Source organism: Nocardia macrotermitis, from assembly GCF_009604405.1.
Taxonomy (GTDB): domain Bacteria; phylum Actinomycetota; class Actinomycetes; order Mycobacteriales; family Mycobacteriaceae; genus Nocardia; species Nocardia macrotermitis.
This window is the reverse complement of record NZ_WEGK01000001.1, coordinates 877,756-893,725: the sequence shown is the minus strand read 5'-3', so window position 1 is coordinate 893,725 and position 15,970 is coordinate 877,756. Positions and strand designations below refer to the sequence as shown.

Sequence of the window (15,970 nt, the reverse complement as noted above, 5' to 3'; positions counted from 1 at the left end):
CGGTGACAGCGGATACCGACGCGGTCGACGGCGGCGACGCGGTCGAGGACGATCTCGGTGCGCGGCCCCTCGGCGAGGACGAATTCCGTTCGGCGCTCGAGGCGATGCTGCTGGTCGTGGACGCACCGGCACCGGCCGAACTGCTCGCCTCCGCGATCGGTGACAGTGAGAATCGCGTCACGCGCACACTGCGGGAGATGTCGGCGGAACTGACCGCCCGGGGCAGCGGAATGGACCTGCGATATGCCGCTGACGGCTGGCGATACTACACACGGACCGAATACGCGCCCTATGTCGAACGCATGCTGCTGGACGGCGCGCGCTCGAAACTGACGCGCGCGGCTTTGGAAACTCTGGCCGTCATCGCCTATCGTCAACCGGTTACGCGAGCACGGGTCAGCGCCGTGCGCGGGGTGAACGTCGACGGTGTTATTCGCACACTGGTCGCGCGCGGGCTCATCGCCGAGGCCGGGACCGATACCGACACCAACGGCACCCTGTACGTCACGACCGAACTGTTTCTGGAACGGATCGGGCTCGCGTCGCTGGCGGATCTCCCGCCGTTGGCACCCCTGCTGCCGGGTGTCGACCTGATCGATGAGATCAACGAGAGCCTGGACACCGACCCCCGGTACACCAGGCTGAAGAAACCCGCCGAGTCGGACATCGACCTCGGCTCCGAGGATTGACAGGGCACATGAATACACCCGCTCGCCGAGATGGCACACCGGATCGTAGAAAGAACACCGACTCACCGCGTGGTGGCGGCGCCCGTGGGCGCGATGACCGCGGCGGATACTCCAAGGGACGCGGCGAAGGCCGTTCGGACCGTGGGGGATACGCCGCCGAGCGTGGTTCGGGACGTGGGGGATATTCGCAGGACCGCGGGAGTGGCCGCGGCGGATATTCGGATGATCGTGGCGCTGGTCGCGGCGGATATTCGTCCGAGCGCGACGGTTCCTCGCAGGATCGTCGGCGTGAGGGGTACTCGTCGGATCGCGAGCGCGGGGGCAACTCGCAGGATCGGCGCGGTTACTTCTCGGGTCGGGGCTCCGATCGGGGTGGCTACTCCTCGGATCGCAAGTCCGGTCGTGGTGAGTACTCGTCTGATCGTGGTTCCGATCGCGGTGGCTACTCGTCCGATCGCAAGTCCGATCGCGGCGGGTACTCGTCTGATCGCAGGTCCGATCGCGGTGGATACTCGCAGGATCGCGGGACCGGCCGTGGTGGCTATTCTTCCGATCGTGGGCCCGGTCGGGGTGGAGCCTCGCAAGGGCGTGGCGGCTACTCGTCGGATCGTGGATCCGATCGGGGTGGGTACTCGCAGGATCGTCGTTCGGATCGTGGCGGGTATTCGTCGGATCGTGGCGCTGGTCGTGGTGGTTACTCGTCCGATCGTGGTTCCGGTCGTGGAGGCTATCCGGCCGATCGCGGCAACGGCGGACGTGGTGAGCACGGCGATCGTCGTGGGTCCTCGCAGGATCGTTCCGGTGGTGGGTACTCCCAGGGACGCGGGGGTTCCGCGCAGGGGCGTCCGGCCGGGGGACGTGGCGGATCTTCCGGTGAGCGTGGGGGATTCGCGGGTCGCCCGCAGCAGTCCGCGCCCAATCGCAAACCGAAACCGACTCCGCAGCGCAGGCAGCCGACCGTGCTCAGCTTCGCCAAACCCGCGCGGCACCAGAACGTCGAGGGCGAACCGCAGGAGGGGCCCAAGAAGCTGCCGTGGGGTGAGGGCGAGCGGTTGCAGAAGGTGCTGGCCAAGGCCGGCGTCGCCTCGCGACGGGTCGCGGAGGAGCTGATCGAACAGGGCCGCATCGAGGTCGACGGGGTGATCGTGCGCGAACAGGGGCTGCGCATCGATCCCGATACGGCGGTGGTGCGCGTGGACGGTGTGCGCATCGTGGTGCGCGACGAACAGGTCTATCTGGCGCTGAACAAGCCCAAGGGTTTCCAGTCGACCATGTCGGATGAATTCAACCGGCCGTGTATCGGCGATATCGTCGCCGAACGGGTCATGGCCGGACAGCGGCTGTTCCACGTCGGACGCCTGGACGCCGACACCGAGGGGCTGCTGCTGCTCACCAACGACGGCGATCTGGCGCACCGGCTGATGCACCCCTCGTTCGAGGTGTCCAAGACGTATCTGGCGACCGTCGAGGGTGAGGTGCCGCGCGAGATCGGCAAACGCTTGCGCAAGGGCGTCGAGCTCGACGACGGTCCGGCCTCGGTCGACGACTTCCAGGTGCTCGAGGTCGGCGATGGTCGTTCGCTGGTGAAAGTTGTTCTGCACGAAGGCCGTAAGCACATCGTGCGGCGGTTGCTGGCCGCGGTCGACCACCCGGTCACCGCGCTGGTGCGCACACGGATCGGCCCGGTCGCGATCGGCGACCAACGTCCCGGCACGCTGCGGGTGCTCGGACGCGACGAAATCGGCAAGCTCTACGAGGCGGTGGACCTGTGAACGGTGTGAAGATGTCGATCGAGATTCCCGAGCGCATGTCGGGTTCGGAGTCGCTGGTCATCGCGATGGACGGGCCCTCGGGCACCGGCAAGTCGAGCGTGTCCCGGCTGCTGGCCACCCGGCTGGGTGCGCGGTATCTGGACACCGGAGCGATGTACCGGGTCGCGACCCTGCACGCGTTGCGCGCCGGGGTCGAGCTGACCGATCCGGCGGCGATCGCGGTGGCGGTGAAGGATCTGCCGCTGGGCATCGGCACCGATCCGAGTCACGAGGTCATCGAGCTGGACTACGCGGACGTGTCGGGGGAGATCCGCGGCGACGCGGTCACCAAGGCGGTCTCCGCGGTGTCGGCGGTGCCCGAGGTGCGTGAGCAGTTGGTCGCGTTGCAGCGCGAGATCGCCGCTGCCGCAGGGCGAATCGTGGTCGAGGGCCGCGATATCGGCACCGTCGTGCTGCCCGGCGCGGACGCCAAGATCTATCTGACGGCCTCCGCCCCGGCCCGCGCCCACCGGCGCAATCAGCAGAACATCGCCGAGGGTCGCGGCGACGATTACGAGGCCGTACTGGCCGATGTGCAGCGCCGCGACACCCTGGATTCCACCCGTGCGGTCTCCCCGCTGCGCCCGGCCTCGGACGCGGTCATCGTGGACACCAGCGAGCTGACCCGCGAACAGGTCATCGACGAGCTGTTCCAGGTTGTGGCGCAACAGATTTCCTCGGGAGCAGGGCGATGACCTATCCGGACGCCGGTGCCGTCGGCTATGCCGCCGACGGGGTGTGGAGTGACGAAACCGATTGGGAGATCAGCGATCTCGACGGTGCGGACGAGGGCGGCGAATATGTGCCGATGCCGACCGTGGCCGTCGTCGGCCGCCCGAACGTCGGTAAATCGACCCTGGTGAACCGCATTCTGGGTCGTCGCGAGGCCGTGGTGGAGGACGTTCCGGGCGTCACCCGGGACCGCGTCTCGTACGAGGCGACCTGGGCCGGGCGGCGATTCCTGGTGCAGGACACCGGCGGTTGGGAGCCCGACGCCAAGGGATTGCAGCAGTCGGTGGCGCGGCAGGCCGAACTGGCCATGCGGACCGCCGACGCGATCCTGCTCGTGGTCGATGTGACCACCGGCGCGACCGCCACCGACGAGGCGGCGGTGCGGGTGCTGCGGCGCTCCAAGACTCCCGTCGTGCTCGTGGTGAACAAGGTCGACGGCGAGAAGCTCGAGGCGGAGGCGGCCACGCTGTGGTCGCTCGGACTCGGTGAGCCGCACCTGGTCAGCGCGGCGCACGGCCGCGGGACCGGTGATCTGCTGGACGTGGTGCTCGAGGCGCTGCCCGAGACGCCGCGCGAGGACGTCGGTGCGCTCGGTTCCGGGCCGCGTCGGGTGGCGCTGGTCGGCAAGCCCAATGTGGGCAAGTCGAGTCTGCTGAACAAGTTGTCCGGCGACGAGCGTTCGGTGGTGCACGATGTGGCGGGCACGACCGTGGATCCGGTCGACTCGCTGGTCGAATTGGGCGGTAAGCCTTGGCGTTTCGTGGATACCGCAGGTTTGCGGCGCAAGGTGTCCAATGCCAGCGGCACCGAGTTCTACGCCTCGCTGCGCACCAAATCGGCGATCGAGGCCGCGGAGGTGGCGGTCATGCTGATCGACGCCTCGCAGCCGATCACCGAGCAGGATCTGCGGGTGATCAGCATGGTCGCCGAGACCGGGCGGGCGCTGGTGCTGGCCTACAACAAGTGGGATCTGGTCGACGAGGACCGGCGCGAGCAGCTCGAGCGCGAGATCGACCGGGAAATGGTGCAGGTGCCGTGGGCACAGCGGGTCAACATCTCCGCGCACACCGGTCGCGCGGTGCAGAAACTCGTGCCCGCCATGGAGACCGCGCTCGAATCCTGGGACAAGCGCATCCCCACGGGCCGGTTGAACACCTGGCTCAAGGAGGTCGTCGCGGCCACGCCGCCGCCGATGCGTGGCGGTCGGCTGCCGCGCGTGCTGTTCGTGACCCAGGCGACCACGCGTCCGCCGACGTTCGTCCTGTTCACCACCGGATTCCTGGAGGCCGGTTACCGCCGGTTCCTGGAGCGCAGGCTGCGTGAGGAGTTCGGTTTCGACGGTTCGCCCGTGCGGGTTTCGGTCCGGGTGCGGGAGAAGCGCGACCGCAGGAAGAAGTAGGCACGCGGGAAGACACTGATCCGGAACCGGTGGGCGGCAATCGCTCACCGGTTCCGTCGTATCGGCGCACCTCTTGTCGGGATACGCACCCGCTGCCCGAGAAGAGGGGACACGTATTCGGCGGGCTTTGCCGCAGGGGCCGTTTCGAGCGTTGACCCGACCTGCGTCGAGGTGCGAGCGCTGCGGGCACTGAGCGGCGGTGGTCGTGTCGGGATGCGGTGGTGGGCATGTTGGTGCGGCTGTCGAGGCGAATCTCTCACTGTTCGAACATGTTTCGGCACAGGTGGTTTCGGGCCGGGAAGTCTGGGACATGTCCAGTGTGGAACGTGTGCAGATTGGAACATGCTCATACTCAACTATGCGCATTGATTGATTCCAGCCCGGAATTTCCAGCAGGGGCAATCGGGGCGATCGTGCGGTGGGAGGAAGAGCGCACGGATGAGGGCTGGGCGGGATGGGCGGTTTCGCGGACAGGGCGGGGCAGGCCGGGGTACTTTCAAACCGCTTGTTGCACAGTCGAATAAGGGATTCTCATATGTGGAGTATTGCGGCCGTTGCCGTGGTCAGCGCGGTGGTCATCGGCGTCGCATTCGTGAAATCGTTTCCGTAGCGACCGAATAACGCCGGGACAGAGCCGAATACGCCGGGGACCGGCGGACCGCTCGCGGGGCGAGCGGTATTCGGCTGGGCGGCTGGGGATTTCGTAGATCCGCTGGTCGGGGCGGGTGAGTCAGAGGCTGAACGCGATCGTGCGCAGGATGATCGCCGCGATGAACACCAGTGTGAACGCCAGGTCGATCGACATGCCGCCGGCACGGATCGGCGGGAGGACGCGGCGTACCGGCGCGATGACCGGCTCGGTGCAGGAATGCGCGATCCGCCGCCCCTTCACCAGCCATTCCGCGGTCGGTGAGGTGCTGAGCATCTGGATCCAGTCCAGTACCACGCGTACGAGCATCACCAGGATGAACAGCGACAGCACATACCCGATGAGCATTCCGATGAGGGCCATGACGAACTCCTTCGTGATCGCGGGCCTGCTTACCGGTGTCAACGCCCGGCATCGGCGGAAAGTGTCCGCTTTGCACTGTTCTCAGACGACTATCAGACTCGCACGGCAGGTGTGATCGTGTCGAGGCCGTCTGCCCGGCAGCGGGTGGTCAGGCCGCGGCCAGGGTCAGCGGGAGGCGGGCGGTGAGGGGTTTGCGTTCGAGTTCGACGCGCAGATCCGCGATCGGCAGCGCGTGCGTGGCGAAGGCGCGCCGCAGCCGCCACACGCCTTGCAGATCCTTGCGCGCGGTGTCGACGATGTCGACGCGGCTGTCCGGATCGTCGACCCAGTCCACCGGCACCTCGTGGATGCGCAGACCGCACCGCTGCGCGAGTATCAGCAGTTCGGTGTCGAAGAACCACTCGCCGTCCTGCACGACCGGCAGCAGCACCTGCGCGATATCGGTGCGCATCGCCTTGAAACCGCATTGGGCATCGGAGAAGTGCGCGCGCAGAGCGGCTTTCAGGATCAGGTTGTAACTGCGGGAGATGAATTCGCGCTTGGGCCCGCGCACCACCCGCGACGCGGGATCCAGCCGGGTGCCGATCGCGATGTCCGAATGTCCCGAGACCAGCGGGGCCACCAGCGGCAGCAGGCCGTTCAGATCGGTGGACAGGTCCACGTCCATGTAGGCGACGACCGCCGCGTCCGAGGCCAGCCACGCCGCGCGCAGGGCCCGGCCGCGGCCCTTGCGATCCAGGTGCATGACCTGGACGTTGTCGAAGTCCGCGGCCAGCGCGTTGGCCACCGCGAGGGTGCCGTCGGTGCTCGCGTTGTCGGCGATGGTGATGCGCGCCGAGAACGGGAAACTCTCGAGGTGGGACAGCAGCCGCCACACGCAGCTGCCGAGGCTGTGCTCCTCGTTGTAGACCGGGATCACCACGTCCAGAGTGGGCGCGTGCGGGGCGGTTCCGGTGCGGTCCGTGACCTGCGGGGCAATCGTCATTTCGCTCATGACCACAAGATTCGTCCACTCCGCTAGTGCGGGGCTTGGCGGCCGCTGTGAGGTCACTGTGGGCCGAATCGCCGCGTGGCGGGCGTCGAACCGGGAGCCGGACGTCGCTCAGGGACCGAGGAGGAATTCGAGCAGGCGTTGACTCTCGAACAGGAGCATGAACAAGCCGTAGTAAATCGGGAGCACTGGAGCATTGTGCCCGTCGAGGGCCCATACCGTGCAATGAACCGGGATCGCACCTGATCGATGCGTGGCGCCGGGCGTGTGCTCCCATGGACCGCAGGATCCGAAATCGGAACGTTTCATTCACTCGGCGGATTTCGGCGAGGCAGAATGTCGGCAACTTCAGGAGGTTCGCTGTGGAAACCATCGTGTCCGTGACGGGCGGCAAGGTTCGCGGGGTCACCCGGGACGGGATCGACACTTTCCTGGGTATTCCGTACGCGGCCGCGCCGATCGGACCCGCGCGGTTCGAACTGCCTGCGCGCGTAGCGGACTGGGATGGCGTGCGCGATGCGGTCGAATACGGCGCGACGTGTGCGCAGTCGCCGTATCCCGCGCCCATCCACGCGTTGCTGGGCAGCGACGGCATTCCCGGTGACGAGTACCTGAACGTGAACGTCTGGACTCCTGAGACGGGCGGGTCGGGCCTACCGGTCATGGTGTGGATTCACGGCGGTGCGTTCGTACGCGGCTCCAACGCGCGGCCGATCTACGACGGCGGCTCGTTCGCTCGTGACGGTGTGGTGACCGTCTCGATCAACTACCGGCTCGGCGTCTCCGGCTTCGCGGCGATTCCGGGCGCGCCGCTCAATCGGGGTCTGCACGATCAGGTGTTCGCGCTGCGCTGGGTGCGGGAGAACATCGCGGCGTTCGGCGGAGATCCCGGCAATGTCACCGTCTTCGGGGAATCCGCGGGCGGTATGAGCATCGCCGCGCTGATCGCCTCGCCGCTGACCGACGGGCTGTTCCGGCGCGCGATCATCCAGAGCGGCAACGGAATCGGGATCGCGAAGGCCGAGGACGCCAGGTTGGTGGCCGGGGTGATCGCGGACAAGGCCGGGATCGAGCCGACCCCGGCCGCGTTCGGCGAGTTCGGGCCCGATCGGTTGCGGGCCGCGCAGGACGCGATGGCGCTGGAGTTGATGCAGGATCCCGATCCGGCGCGGTGGGGTGAGAGCGTCATCAGTCACGGGCTGGGTGTGATGAGCCTGTTCCCGGTGATCGACGGTGAGCTGATCGAGGATCTGTCCAGCGCGGTGCTGGCCGCGCGGCCCGAGCGGGCGGTGCCGTTGCTGATCGGCTGCACCGCAGAGGAGTTCCGGTTCTTCACCGTGCCCGCCGGGCTGGCCGCGGGGATCAGCGAGGAGGTGCTGCCGCTGGTGCTGCCGCGGTACGGGCTGGATCCTGCGCTGGCGCAGATCTATTCGGCCAATCGGCCAGGGGCCTCGGCGGCGGACGTGTTCAACGCGATCGTCACCGATGTGGCATTCCGGGAGGATTCGGTGCGCATCGCCGAATCCGTCGCGGCCGCGGGGCAACCGACCTACATGTACGAATTCGGCTGGCGGTCGGGTATCGCGGGACTGGGTGCCTGCCATGTGCTGGAGGTGCCGTTCGTCTTCGACCGGCTCGACGCGGCAACGAGGCTGACCGGGCCGAATCCGCCGCAGGCCCTGGCGGATCGGGTGCATCGGGCCTGGGTGGATTTCGCCACGCACGGCGATCCGGGCTGGGCTCGGTTCAGCACGGATCATCGCGCGGTGCAGGTCTTCGACGATCCGGACTCCGCGGTGGCGGTGGATCCGCGTGCCGACGAGCTCGCCGCGGTGCGGGCCTGGCGCGAGGCCCAGCTGAGCTGACGGAACCGGCTGCCGGGGAACGCATTTCGCAGCCGGGACACAGGTTGGCCCGGGAACGCCGGTAAGGTGAGCGCCTCACAGTGTGAAAGGAATGCGGTGCGTACATCTTTGCGGATGGTTGTCCTCGGTCTGGCCCTCGCGGCCGGCGGTGCGAATGTGGTGGCGGTGGCCGATGCCATCCCCACCGCCTCGCCGGTGGACGAACCGGTCATCGTCGGAACCGATGGGAACGGGCAGAGTCGCTCGCTGTCGGTCGGGCAGGAGCTGGCGGTGGCGTTGCCGGACAACCCGTCCTCGGGCTACGTCTGGAAGCTGAGTCCGATCGATCGGGGTGTGCTGCGTCAGGAGGGCGCGCCGCAGTTCCGCACCACCAACCCGATTCCCGGTGCGGCCGGTACCAGCGTGTGGACCTTCACCGCCGCCGGGCACGGGCACACCACGGTGCGTCTGGTCTCGGTGCGTCCGGGCTCGGCGCCCGCGCAGACCTTCACCGAGAACATCACGGTCGGCTAGTCTTCCATTGCTGAATTCCATTGTGTGATAATGGGATTCGATGGCAACGAGACAGGCCCGATGTCATCGGGCCGTGCCGGGTGTCGATGGGTGAACACCCGGCACGGTCGGGGGGAACGCGTCGAACGACGAGGATCGCCTCAGGTGACGATGATGCGGACCCGGGCCAGGTTCTCGATGCGGGCGTAGGGGCTCGCCGGGTCGCCGTCGGGGTGGGCTGCGACGCGGGCGGTCACGAAATGTGTTCCGGGGGTGGTGAATACGTGATCGCGTTCGACGGTGATCGTGGTGTGCGGGGTGAATTCGCTGGTTTCGGTGAAGGCGCCGGAGCCGTCGAAATCCCAGGCGAGGCCGACGATCGTGCCCGCGTCGGGCGGGACCTGCGCGGTCGCCTGTAGCCGGACGCGTTGTCCGGCGGTGATCTCGGCGCGGTCGGTGCCCTCGGCGGTGAGCGACACCACGGGCTGGACGCCGAGTCGCTCGGGGGCCTGCGCCGGTACCAGCACCTGGCCGTCCTCGACGGTGTAGCGCGTGCTGGCCGCGGGTGCCGCTCCGGTCTCGACCCATGCGCTGAGCTGCCGCAATGCCTGATGCAGTACGCCGAGGTAGGTGACGGCGCGGGTGGGATGTTCCTGGCGTTCGTCGTCGCCGTGCAGGGCGTGATCGACGTACCAGAGCCGGAAGTGGTCGTCGATGCGATCGCCGAGGTGGTCACGGACCCGGTCGCGGTACCAGTCGGCCTGCCACGGGAACGCCTCGCGATCCAGCAGACACGAGACGACGATCATCCTGCCCGTGAATTTCCCGGTCGGCACGTGTCCGGAGGCGGCGCTGGTGAACAGCGGGCCCAGCAGCAGGGCGCGCTGGGGCGGGATCGGATTCCCGTCGTGGTCGCGGAACTGGTCCCACACCCGGTAGGTGGCGTCGGGGACCTGGTGGCGGTGGTAGGTCTGGGCGGCCAGGAAGGCGCTGTTGTCGATCTCGACGGTGTCGCCCGGGGCCAGGCGGGACAGTGCGCCGTCGCGGTCGGGGGTGTCGAGAAGTGCTGTGTCGCCGTGGATTTCGGTGATCGTGACGCGGGTTCCGGCGGCGTCGCCGGTGAGCACGGTCAGATCCGCGCCGTGCAGTTTCTCGGCGTCCGGAATGCCGGGGATGTCGACCGCCACCACGGCGTCGTCGTCGGCTCCGGGACCCTTGAAAGCGTTGTCGACGCCGCCGTGCGGGGTGCCCGCGGCGTGCTGTACGGGCAGGCCGCGGGCGATGGCCTGCTTGCGGGTGAGGGTTCCGGTGGTGTTGCCGCGATGGTGCAGGCGGTCGCGGTGCACGGAGCTCGCGGGGTCCGCGCCCGGATAGCCAGGGGTGGTCCAGAAGTCTTCGCGGTAGGTCGGATCGACCGCCATCACGTGTGGGTACAGGGTGCCGAAGGCGTGAAATCCCATGGTGCGGTGGCCGAACCAGGATCGGGTCGGGAAACCCATCCGGGTGACCTCGGTGAGGGCTGCGCGCTCGGATTCGGTGAGGTCGGCGTCGAGCGGTGTGCGGGAACCGGCGTCGGCGGCGTCGGCGATGTGGTCCAGGCGGTCGCGCAGGACGCGCTGGGCGTGCATGCGCACCGAGAAGACGTTCGGGATGGCCATCGGACTGCCGATGACGTACGGCACGAATCCGTCCCAGACGCCCTCGGTGCTCTCCGCGCCGCCGATGGTCCGGTACGCGCCGCCGCTGCCGCCGTAGGCGTAGCCGTAGGGGCGGTGGTCGCCGTAGATCCGCGCGGCGATCGTGCGGGAGTGTTGTGCGGCAGCGGCATTGGCGCGGTAGGCGGTGATGGTCGAGTCCGCCGCGTCGCCCGGGATCGCGGCGCTGCCGCCGCCGTTGGTCTCCACGAAGTACGCGCCGCTGTCGAAGGCGAAGCCGATCTTGTCCTCGCGTCCGGTCGCGCCCTGGGCGAGGTGTTCGCTGTCGGGGACCGGGGTGATGTGCTGGAAGAACCGGCCCCGATAGGTCTGCGCGGGTGGGAAGTACAGCGAGAAGCGGGTGTCGGTGCCGGTGAAGCCGCCGTGGACGTAGCGGTGCGGTACGGGGGGAGTCGCGATGCTCGTCGATATCGGTGTAGGGCGTGGCGAAGGGTGGGTCGATGTCCGGGGCCATGGTGTCACAGCATGCCGAGTACACCCGGGACCAGCCGCGGAACCTACGCCAGGACCGCCGAGCGACGTAGCACGATCGCCCGCGCGGTGCTGGACCTGGTACTGGAGAAGGGGCACGGCGGGGTGACCACGGCCGAGACTGCCGCGCACGCGCGGATCAGCGAGGCGACGGTCCTGTATCACTTCCCGACCCGCGACCATCTGCTGGTGGCGGCGTTGCGGCTGGCGTTCGACGAGGACGACGCGCGGCTGTCCACCGGACGGCCCGACCTGGACCCGAAAGCGTTGCGCCGCTACGTGACCGGCGGTGATCGGCAGGTCGCGCTGCTGTACACGATGCTCGCCGGGCAGATCGGCACACCCGGTCATCCGGCGCGGGAGTTCTTCGCCGAGCACTACGCGCAGGCGCTCGAACGCTGGACGGCGATCATCGTCGCGCGGCAGGACGCGGGTCTGGCGCATCCGGGAGTGGATGCGGGCGAGGCGGCGCGGGGGTTCCTGGCGGCCTGGACCGGACTGCGCACGCAGTGGCAGATCGATCCGTCCTTCGATCTGGGGGAGTCGGTGCTCACCGCGTTCCGGCGGCTGACCGGTGAGAATGTCGTGGAGTTGCGGCGGGTGCTGTTGGATCCGGGCAGTGGTTTGTGAGTTGTGTTGCCCGGCAGCGGATTCGGATCCCCGCCATACGGACGATCACCCCGGGCGGCGGGTCCGGGGTGGGGATGCTTTGCTGAGAGCATGCGTGTTGCGGTGGCCAACAGGGGCGAGGTCGCGGTCCGGATCGTGCGGACCGCCCGGGAGTGCGGATATTCGACGCTGGTGATGCACACCGCCGAGGAGTCCGCCGGACTGCCCGTGCGGCTCGCCGACGCGGCCGTCGCCCTGCCCGGCCGCGGGGCCGCGGCCTATCTGGACATCGGCGCGGTGGTGTCGGCGGCCGGTGCGGCCGGGACGCTCGTGCATCCCGGATACGGATTCCTCAGCGAGAGCGCCGATTTCGCCGCCGCGTGCGCGAAGGCCGGACTCGTCTTCGTGGGTCCCTCGCCGGAGGTGCTGCGGATCTTCGGGGACAAGGTCGCCGCGCGGGCCGCCGCCGCTGCGATCGGGGTGCATGTGCTGCCCGCGACCTCCGCCGAGGCCGGGCTCGACGGGATCGCCGCACTGCTGGCGGCACATCCGGACGGGGTGATGATCAAGGCGGTCGCCGGTGGTGGTGGCCGCGGGATGCGTGCGGTGCGCGATTCCGGTGAACTCGTCGAGGCGTATCGGCGGTGCCGGGCCGAGGCGTTGGCCGGATTCGGTGACGACGCGGTGTATGCCGAGGCGCTGGTGAGCGGTGTGCGGCATGTGGAGGTGCAGATCGTCGCCGACGGGCGGCACGCGGTCGCGCTGGGGGATCGGGATTGCAGTGTGCAGCGGCGTCGGCAGAAGGTGCTCGAGATCGCGCCCGCGCCGAATCTGCCTGCGGCGCTGCGGGAAAGGCTGCATCGGGACGCGGTGTCGATCGCGGAGTCGGTCGGTTGTCGCGGGGTGGTCACGGTCGAATTCCTGGTGCGCGGTGACGAGGCGTGGTTCCTCGAGGTGAATCCGCGGTTGCAGGTGGAACATACGGTCACCGAGGAGGTGAGCGGGGTCGATCTGGTCGCGATCGGGTTCCGGCTCGCGCTCGGGGAGTCGCTGGCCGAGCTGGAGTTGCCGGTGGGCGGGCCGCGCGGGTTCGCGGTGCAGGCTCGAGTGAATGCCGAAATCATCGGTGCAAGTGGGGATCTGCTGCCCAGTACCGGGACACTGACGCAGTTCGGCGCGCCCACCGGTGTGGGGGTGCGGGTGGATACCGCGGCGTATTCGGGGATGCGGCAGAGCGCGCGGTTCGATTCGCTGCTGGCCAAGGTCATCGCTCGGGGGGCATCGTATTCCGGTGCGCTGCAACGGTGCTCGGACGCGCTCGCGGAGATGGTCGTGGTCGGTGTGGATACCAATGCGGCGGTGGTGCGTGCCGCGCTGGACGAGTTGCCTCGCGACGAGTCGGTGGACACCTCGTGGTTCGAGCGGAATATCTCTCGATTGCTTTCTCGCGCAGCCGATTACGCGCCACCACCGCAGGCGCACGCCGAGGTGACGGTTGCCGCGGCGGTCGAGCTCGAACAGGACGAGCAGGCGTTGCGCAGTCCGATGGGCGCGACCGTGGTGAGCCTGGCCGCGCCCGGTTCGGTACTGCCCGCCGGTGCGGAAGTAGTTGTGCTCGAGGCGATGAAGATGCAGCACGTGGTGCGCGCGGAGACCTCGCTGCGGGTGTCGCGGCAGCTGGTCGCGCCCGGGGACGTCGTCGATCCGCACGCGGTGTTGCTGACCTGGGCCGAGGCCGATCACGACGGTGCGGATATCGCTGTCGCGGTGGTGGATCCCGACGCCGAACGGGCCGATCTGACCGAAGTCCGCGCCCGGCACGAGATTACCCGCGACGCTTCGCGTCCCTCCGCGGTTGCCAAGCGGCACAAGCTGAATCGGCGCACGACCCGGGAGAACATCGCCGATCTGGTGGACGCGGACAGCTTCGTGGAGTACGGCGCGCTCACCATCGCCGCGCAACGAGCCCGGCGCAGTGCCGAGGACCTCATCGCCAATACCCCGGCCGACGGTCTGGTCGCCGGTGTCGCCACCGTCGACGCGGCCCGGTTCGGCGTGGACCGGTCGCGGGTGGTGGTGATGTCCTACGACTACACCGTGCTGGCGGGCACCCAGGGCGTGCGCAATCACGCCAAAACCGATCGCATGCTGCATCTCGCGCACGAACAGCGGCTGCCGGTGGTGTTCTTCACCGAGGGCGGTGGCGGGCGGCCCGGCGATACCGATCACGGCGGCATCTCGATGCTGGATGTGACCACGTTCCGGGTGATGGGTGAGTTGTCCGGGAAGGTGCCGCTGATCGGCATCGTGTCCGGGCGCTGTTTCGCCGGGAACGCCGCGCTGCTGGGGATGTGCGATGTCGTGATCGCCACGCCGGACGCCAATATCGGTATGGGCGGCCCTGCCATGATCGAGGGCGGCGGGCTCGGGGTGTACAGGCCGGAGGACATCGGGCCGATCGAGGTGCAGCGGCGCAACGGGGTCGTGCATCTGGTCGCCGCCGACGAGGCCGAGGCGGTGGATCTGGCGCGTCGGTATCTGGCGTATTTCCAAGGGGCCGTGGATGATTGGGAGGCACCCGATCCCCGGACCGCGCGGCATGTGGTTCCGGAGAACCGGTTGCGCGCCTTCGAGATCCGCGCCGCGATCGAGGCGGTCGCCGACCCGGGTTCGGTTCTGGAACTGCGTCGCGATTGGGGTGTTGGGGTGGTGACCGCGCTGGTTCGTGTCGAGGGACGTCCGTTCGGACTGATCGCCAACGACTGTCATCATCTCGGCGGTGCGATCGATGCGCCTGCCGCGGACAAGCTCGGCGCATTCCTGCGGTTGTGTCAGGCCCATGGTCTGCCGATCGTGTCCCTGTGCGACACACCGGGTTTCATGGTCGGACCAGAGGCCGAGAAGGACGCCACCGTCACCCGTTTCAGCCGCCTGTTCATCGACGCCGCCGCCCTGACCGTCCCGTTCGGCACCGTCATCGTCCGCAAGGGCTACGGCCTGGGCGCACAAGCCATGGCCGCGGGCTCCTTCCGTGCCCCGCGCTTCGTGATCGCCTGGCCCACAGGCGAAATCGGCGGCATGGGTCTGGAAGGCGCGGTCCGTCTCGGCTTCGCCAAGGAGCTGGCCGCGATCGAAGACCCCGCCGCCCGCCGGTCCGCGTTCGACCATCTGGTAGCCGCGGCCTACGACAGCGGCAAGGCCCTGACCGCGGCCACCGCCGGTGAACTCGACGACGTCATCGACCCGGCCGATACTCGCCGCTGGATCGCCACCCTGCGCTGAGCGGCGGGAAGGTTCGCTGCCGCCGCGGGCCGCGCCGGAGTGGTGTTCGGGGTGTTCGCCACACGGGTTGTCCAGCCGACGCTGAGAGTCCGGCCAGGTCCGGCGCGCCGGATCACCTGTGTGACAGGCAGTTTCGTCGATCTTCCGAGCGTGCGGGCGCTGAATCGGAAGGGGTTCCCTCGGAGGCGGGAAGCGTCTATCATCGCTACCTACTAAATACTTAGTAAGTATCGGAGGGATGCGGGATGAGCGGGTCCGCGGGTGTGGTGGGGCGGGTGCGGCGGGAGGATCGGCGGGCGCAGATTCTGGGGGAGGCGATCGGGATCATCGGGCGGCGGGGGTACTACGGGTTCAGTGTGCAGGAGTTGGCCGATGGGTGCGGGCTGACCGTGGCGGGGGTGCTGCATCATGTGGGGACCAAGGAGAAGTTGCTGGTCGCGTTGTTGGAGGAGCGGGATCGGCGCGATACCGAGGCGGTGATCGAGCAGCTCGAACAGGAGTTGGGGCGAGCGCCGACACCGGGGGACGCGCGGCGGGCGCTGCGTACCGTGGTGGCGCGCAACGTGACTCAGCCGGAGATCGTTCGACTGCACACGATGCTGCGGAGTGAGTCGCTGTATCGGGAGCATCCGGCGCACGACTATTTCCGTGAGCGTGAGGCGCGGGTGCTGGACGCGTTCACTCGGCTGGTCGAGGGGGTCGGCTCGGCGACCGAACCGCGGTCGGTCGCACGACATCTGCTCGCCACCATGACCGGGTTGGAGGAGCAGTGGCTGCGGGATCCCGACGATATCGATCTGGTCGCCGAGTGGGATCGGGCCGTGGCACGCATCCTGGCCGATCGGTGAACGGGTTCGCCGGAGCCGGAATTCCGAGTGTTCCGTGATCGCATTTTGTGAAGG

General features: G+C 68.4%; 11 protein-coding genes and 1 pseudogene. 9 read left to right on the top strand and 3 right to left on the bottom strand.

Annotated elements, in window-relative coordinates; translation table 11 throughout:
* The first annotated feature begins 2 nt into the window (after positions 1-2).
* The 4 genes from scpB to der all read left to right on the top strand — a co-directional run bounded on the left by scpB (position 3) and on the right by der (position 4,631).
* Entirely contained in the window at positions 3-689 is a 687-nt protein-coding gene (gene scpB / locus NRB20_RS03830; protein ID WP_319944441.1) for an SMC-Scp complex subunit ScpB, read from the top strand.
* A gap of 959 nt (positions 690-1,648) precedes the next feature.
* On the top strand, positions 1,649-2,461 hold the full coding sequence (locus tag NRB20_RS03825; RefSeq protein WP_319944414.1) for a pseudouridine synthase: 813 nt from the start codon (positions 1,649-1,651) through the stop codon (positions 2,459-2,461).
* A gap of 11 nt (positions 2,462-2,472) precedes the next feature.
* Entirely contained in the window at positions 2,473-3,195 is a 723-nt protein-coding gene (cmk, locus tag NRB20_RS03820) for a (d)CMP kinase (protein ID WP_406603773.1), read from the top strand.
* The gene (gene der, locus NRB20_RS03815) at positions 3,192-4,631 is read left to right on the top strand and encodes a ribosome biogenesis GTPase Der (RefSeq protein WP_153407692.1); all 1,440 of its coding nucleotides are present in this window, start codon (positions 3,192-3,194) and stop codon (positions 4,629-4,631) included. Before cmk ends, der begins: the two co-directional genes overlap by 4 nt.
* Positions 4,632-5,361: 730 nt before the next feature.
* Here der and NRB20_RS03810 read toward each other — a convergent pair.
* Positions 5,362-5,643, bottom strand: a complete 282-nt coding sequence (locus tag NRB20_RS03810) for a YggT family protein (RefSeq protein ID WP_153407691.1) — start codon at positions 5,641-5,643, stop codon at positions 5,362-5,364.
* Between the two features lie 169 nt (positions 5,644-5,812).
* Positions 5,813-6,628, bottom strand: a pseudogene (locus tag NRB20_RS03805) (dolichyl-phosphate beta-glucosyltransferase); the annotation flags it as partial.
* 368 nt (positions 6,629-6,996) lie between these two features.
* Here NRB20_RS03805 and NRB20_RS03800 point away from each other — a divergent pair.
* Positions 6,997-8,499, top strand: a complete 1,503-nt coding sequence (locus tag NRB20_RS03800) for a carboxylesterase/lipase family protein (protein ID WP_319944413.1) — start codon at positions 6,997-6,999, stop codon at positions 8,497-8,499.
* A gap of 96 nt (positions 8,500-8,595) precedes the next feature.
* Positions 8,596-9,012: a protease inhibitor I42 family protein gene (locus NRB20_RS03795; protein ID WP_153407689.1), complete on the top strand. Its 417-nt coding sequence runs from the start codon at positions 8,596-8,598 to the stop codon at positions 9,010-9,012.
* A 140-nt stretch (positions 9,013-9,152) separates the two neighbouring features.
* Here the strand turns inward: NRB20_RS03795 and NRB20_RS03790 are convergent, their stop codons facing one another.
* Positions 9,153-11,168: a PKD domain-containing protein gene (locus tag NRB20_RS03790; RefSeq protein WP_227833124.1), complete on the bottom strand. Its 2,016-nt coding sequence runs from the start codon at positions 11,166-11,168 to the stop codon at positions 9,153-9,155.
* 3 nt (positions 11,169-11,171) lie between these two features.
* Between NRB20_RS03790 and NRB20_RS03785 the strand changes: the two genes are divergently transcribed.
* The 3 genes from NRB20_RS03785 (at position 11,172) to NRB20_RS03775 (ending at position 15,916) form a co-directional block, all read left to right on the top strand.
* Positions 11,172-11,807, top strand: a complete 636-nt coding sequence (locus NRB20_RS03785) for a TetR/AcrR family transcriptional regulator (RefSeq protein ID WP_153407688.1) — start codon at positions 11,172-11,174, stop codon at positions 11,805-11,807.
* Between the two features lie 90 nt (positions 11,808-11,897).
* A complete protein-coding gene (locus tag NRB20_RS03780; RefSeq protein ID WP_153407687.1) occupies positions 11,898-15,068 on the top strand; it encodes an acetyl-CoA carboxylase family protein in 3,171 nt (1,056 codons plus the stop codon).
* Positions 15,069-15,313: 245 nt separating this feature from the next.
* Positions 15,314-15,916: a TetR/AcrR family transcriptional regulator gene (locus tag NRB20_RS03775; RefSeq protein ID WP_153407686.1), complete on the top strand. Its 603-nt coding sequence runs from the start codon at positions 15,314-15,316 to the stop codon at positions 15,914-15,916.
* Positions 15,917-15,970 lie beyond the last annotated feature (54 nt).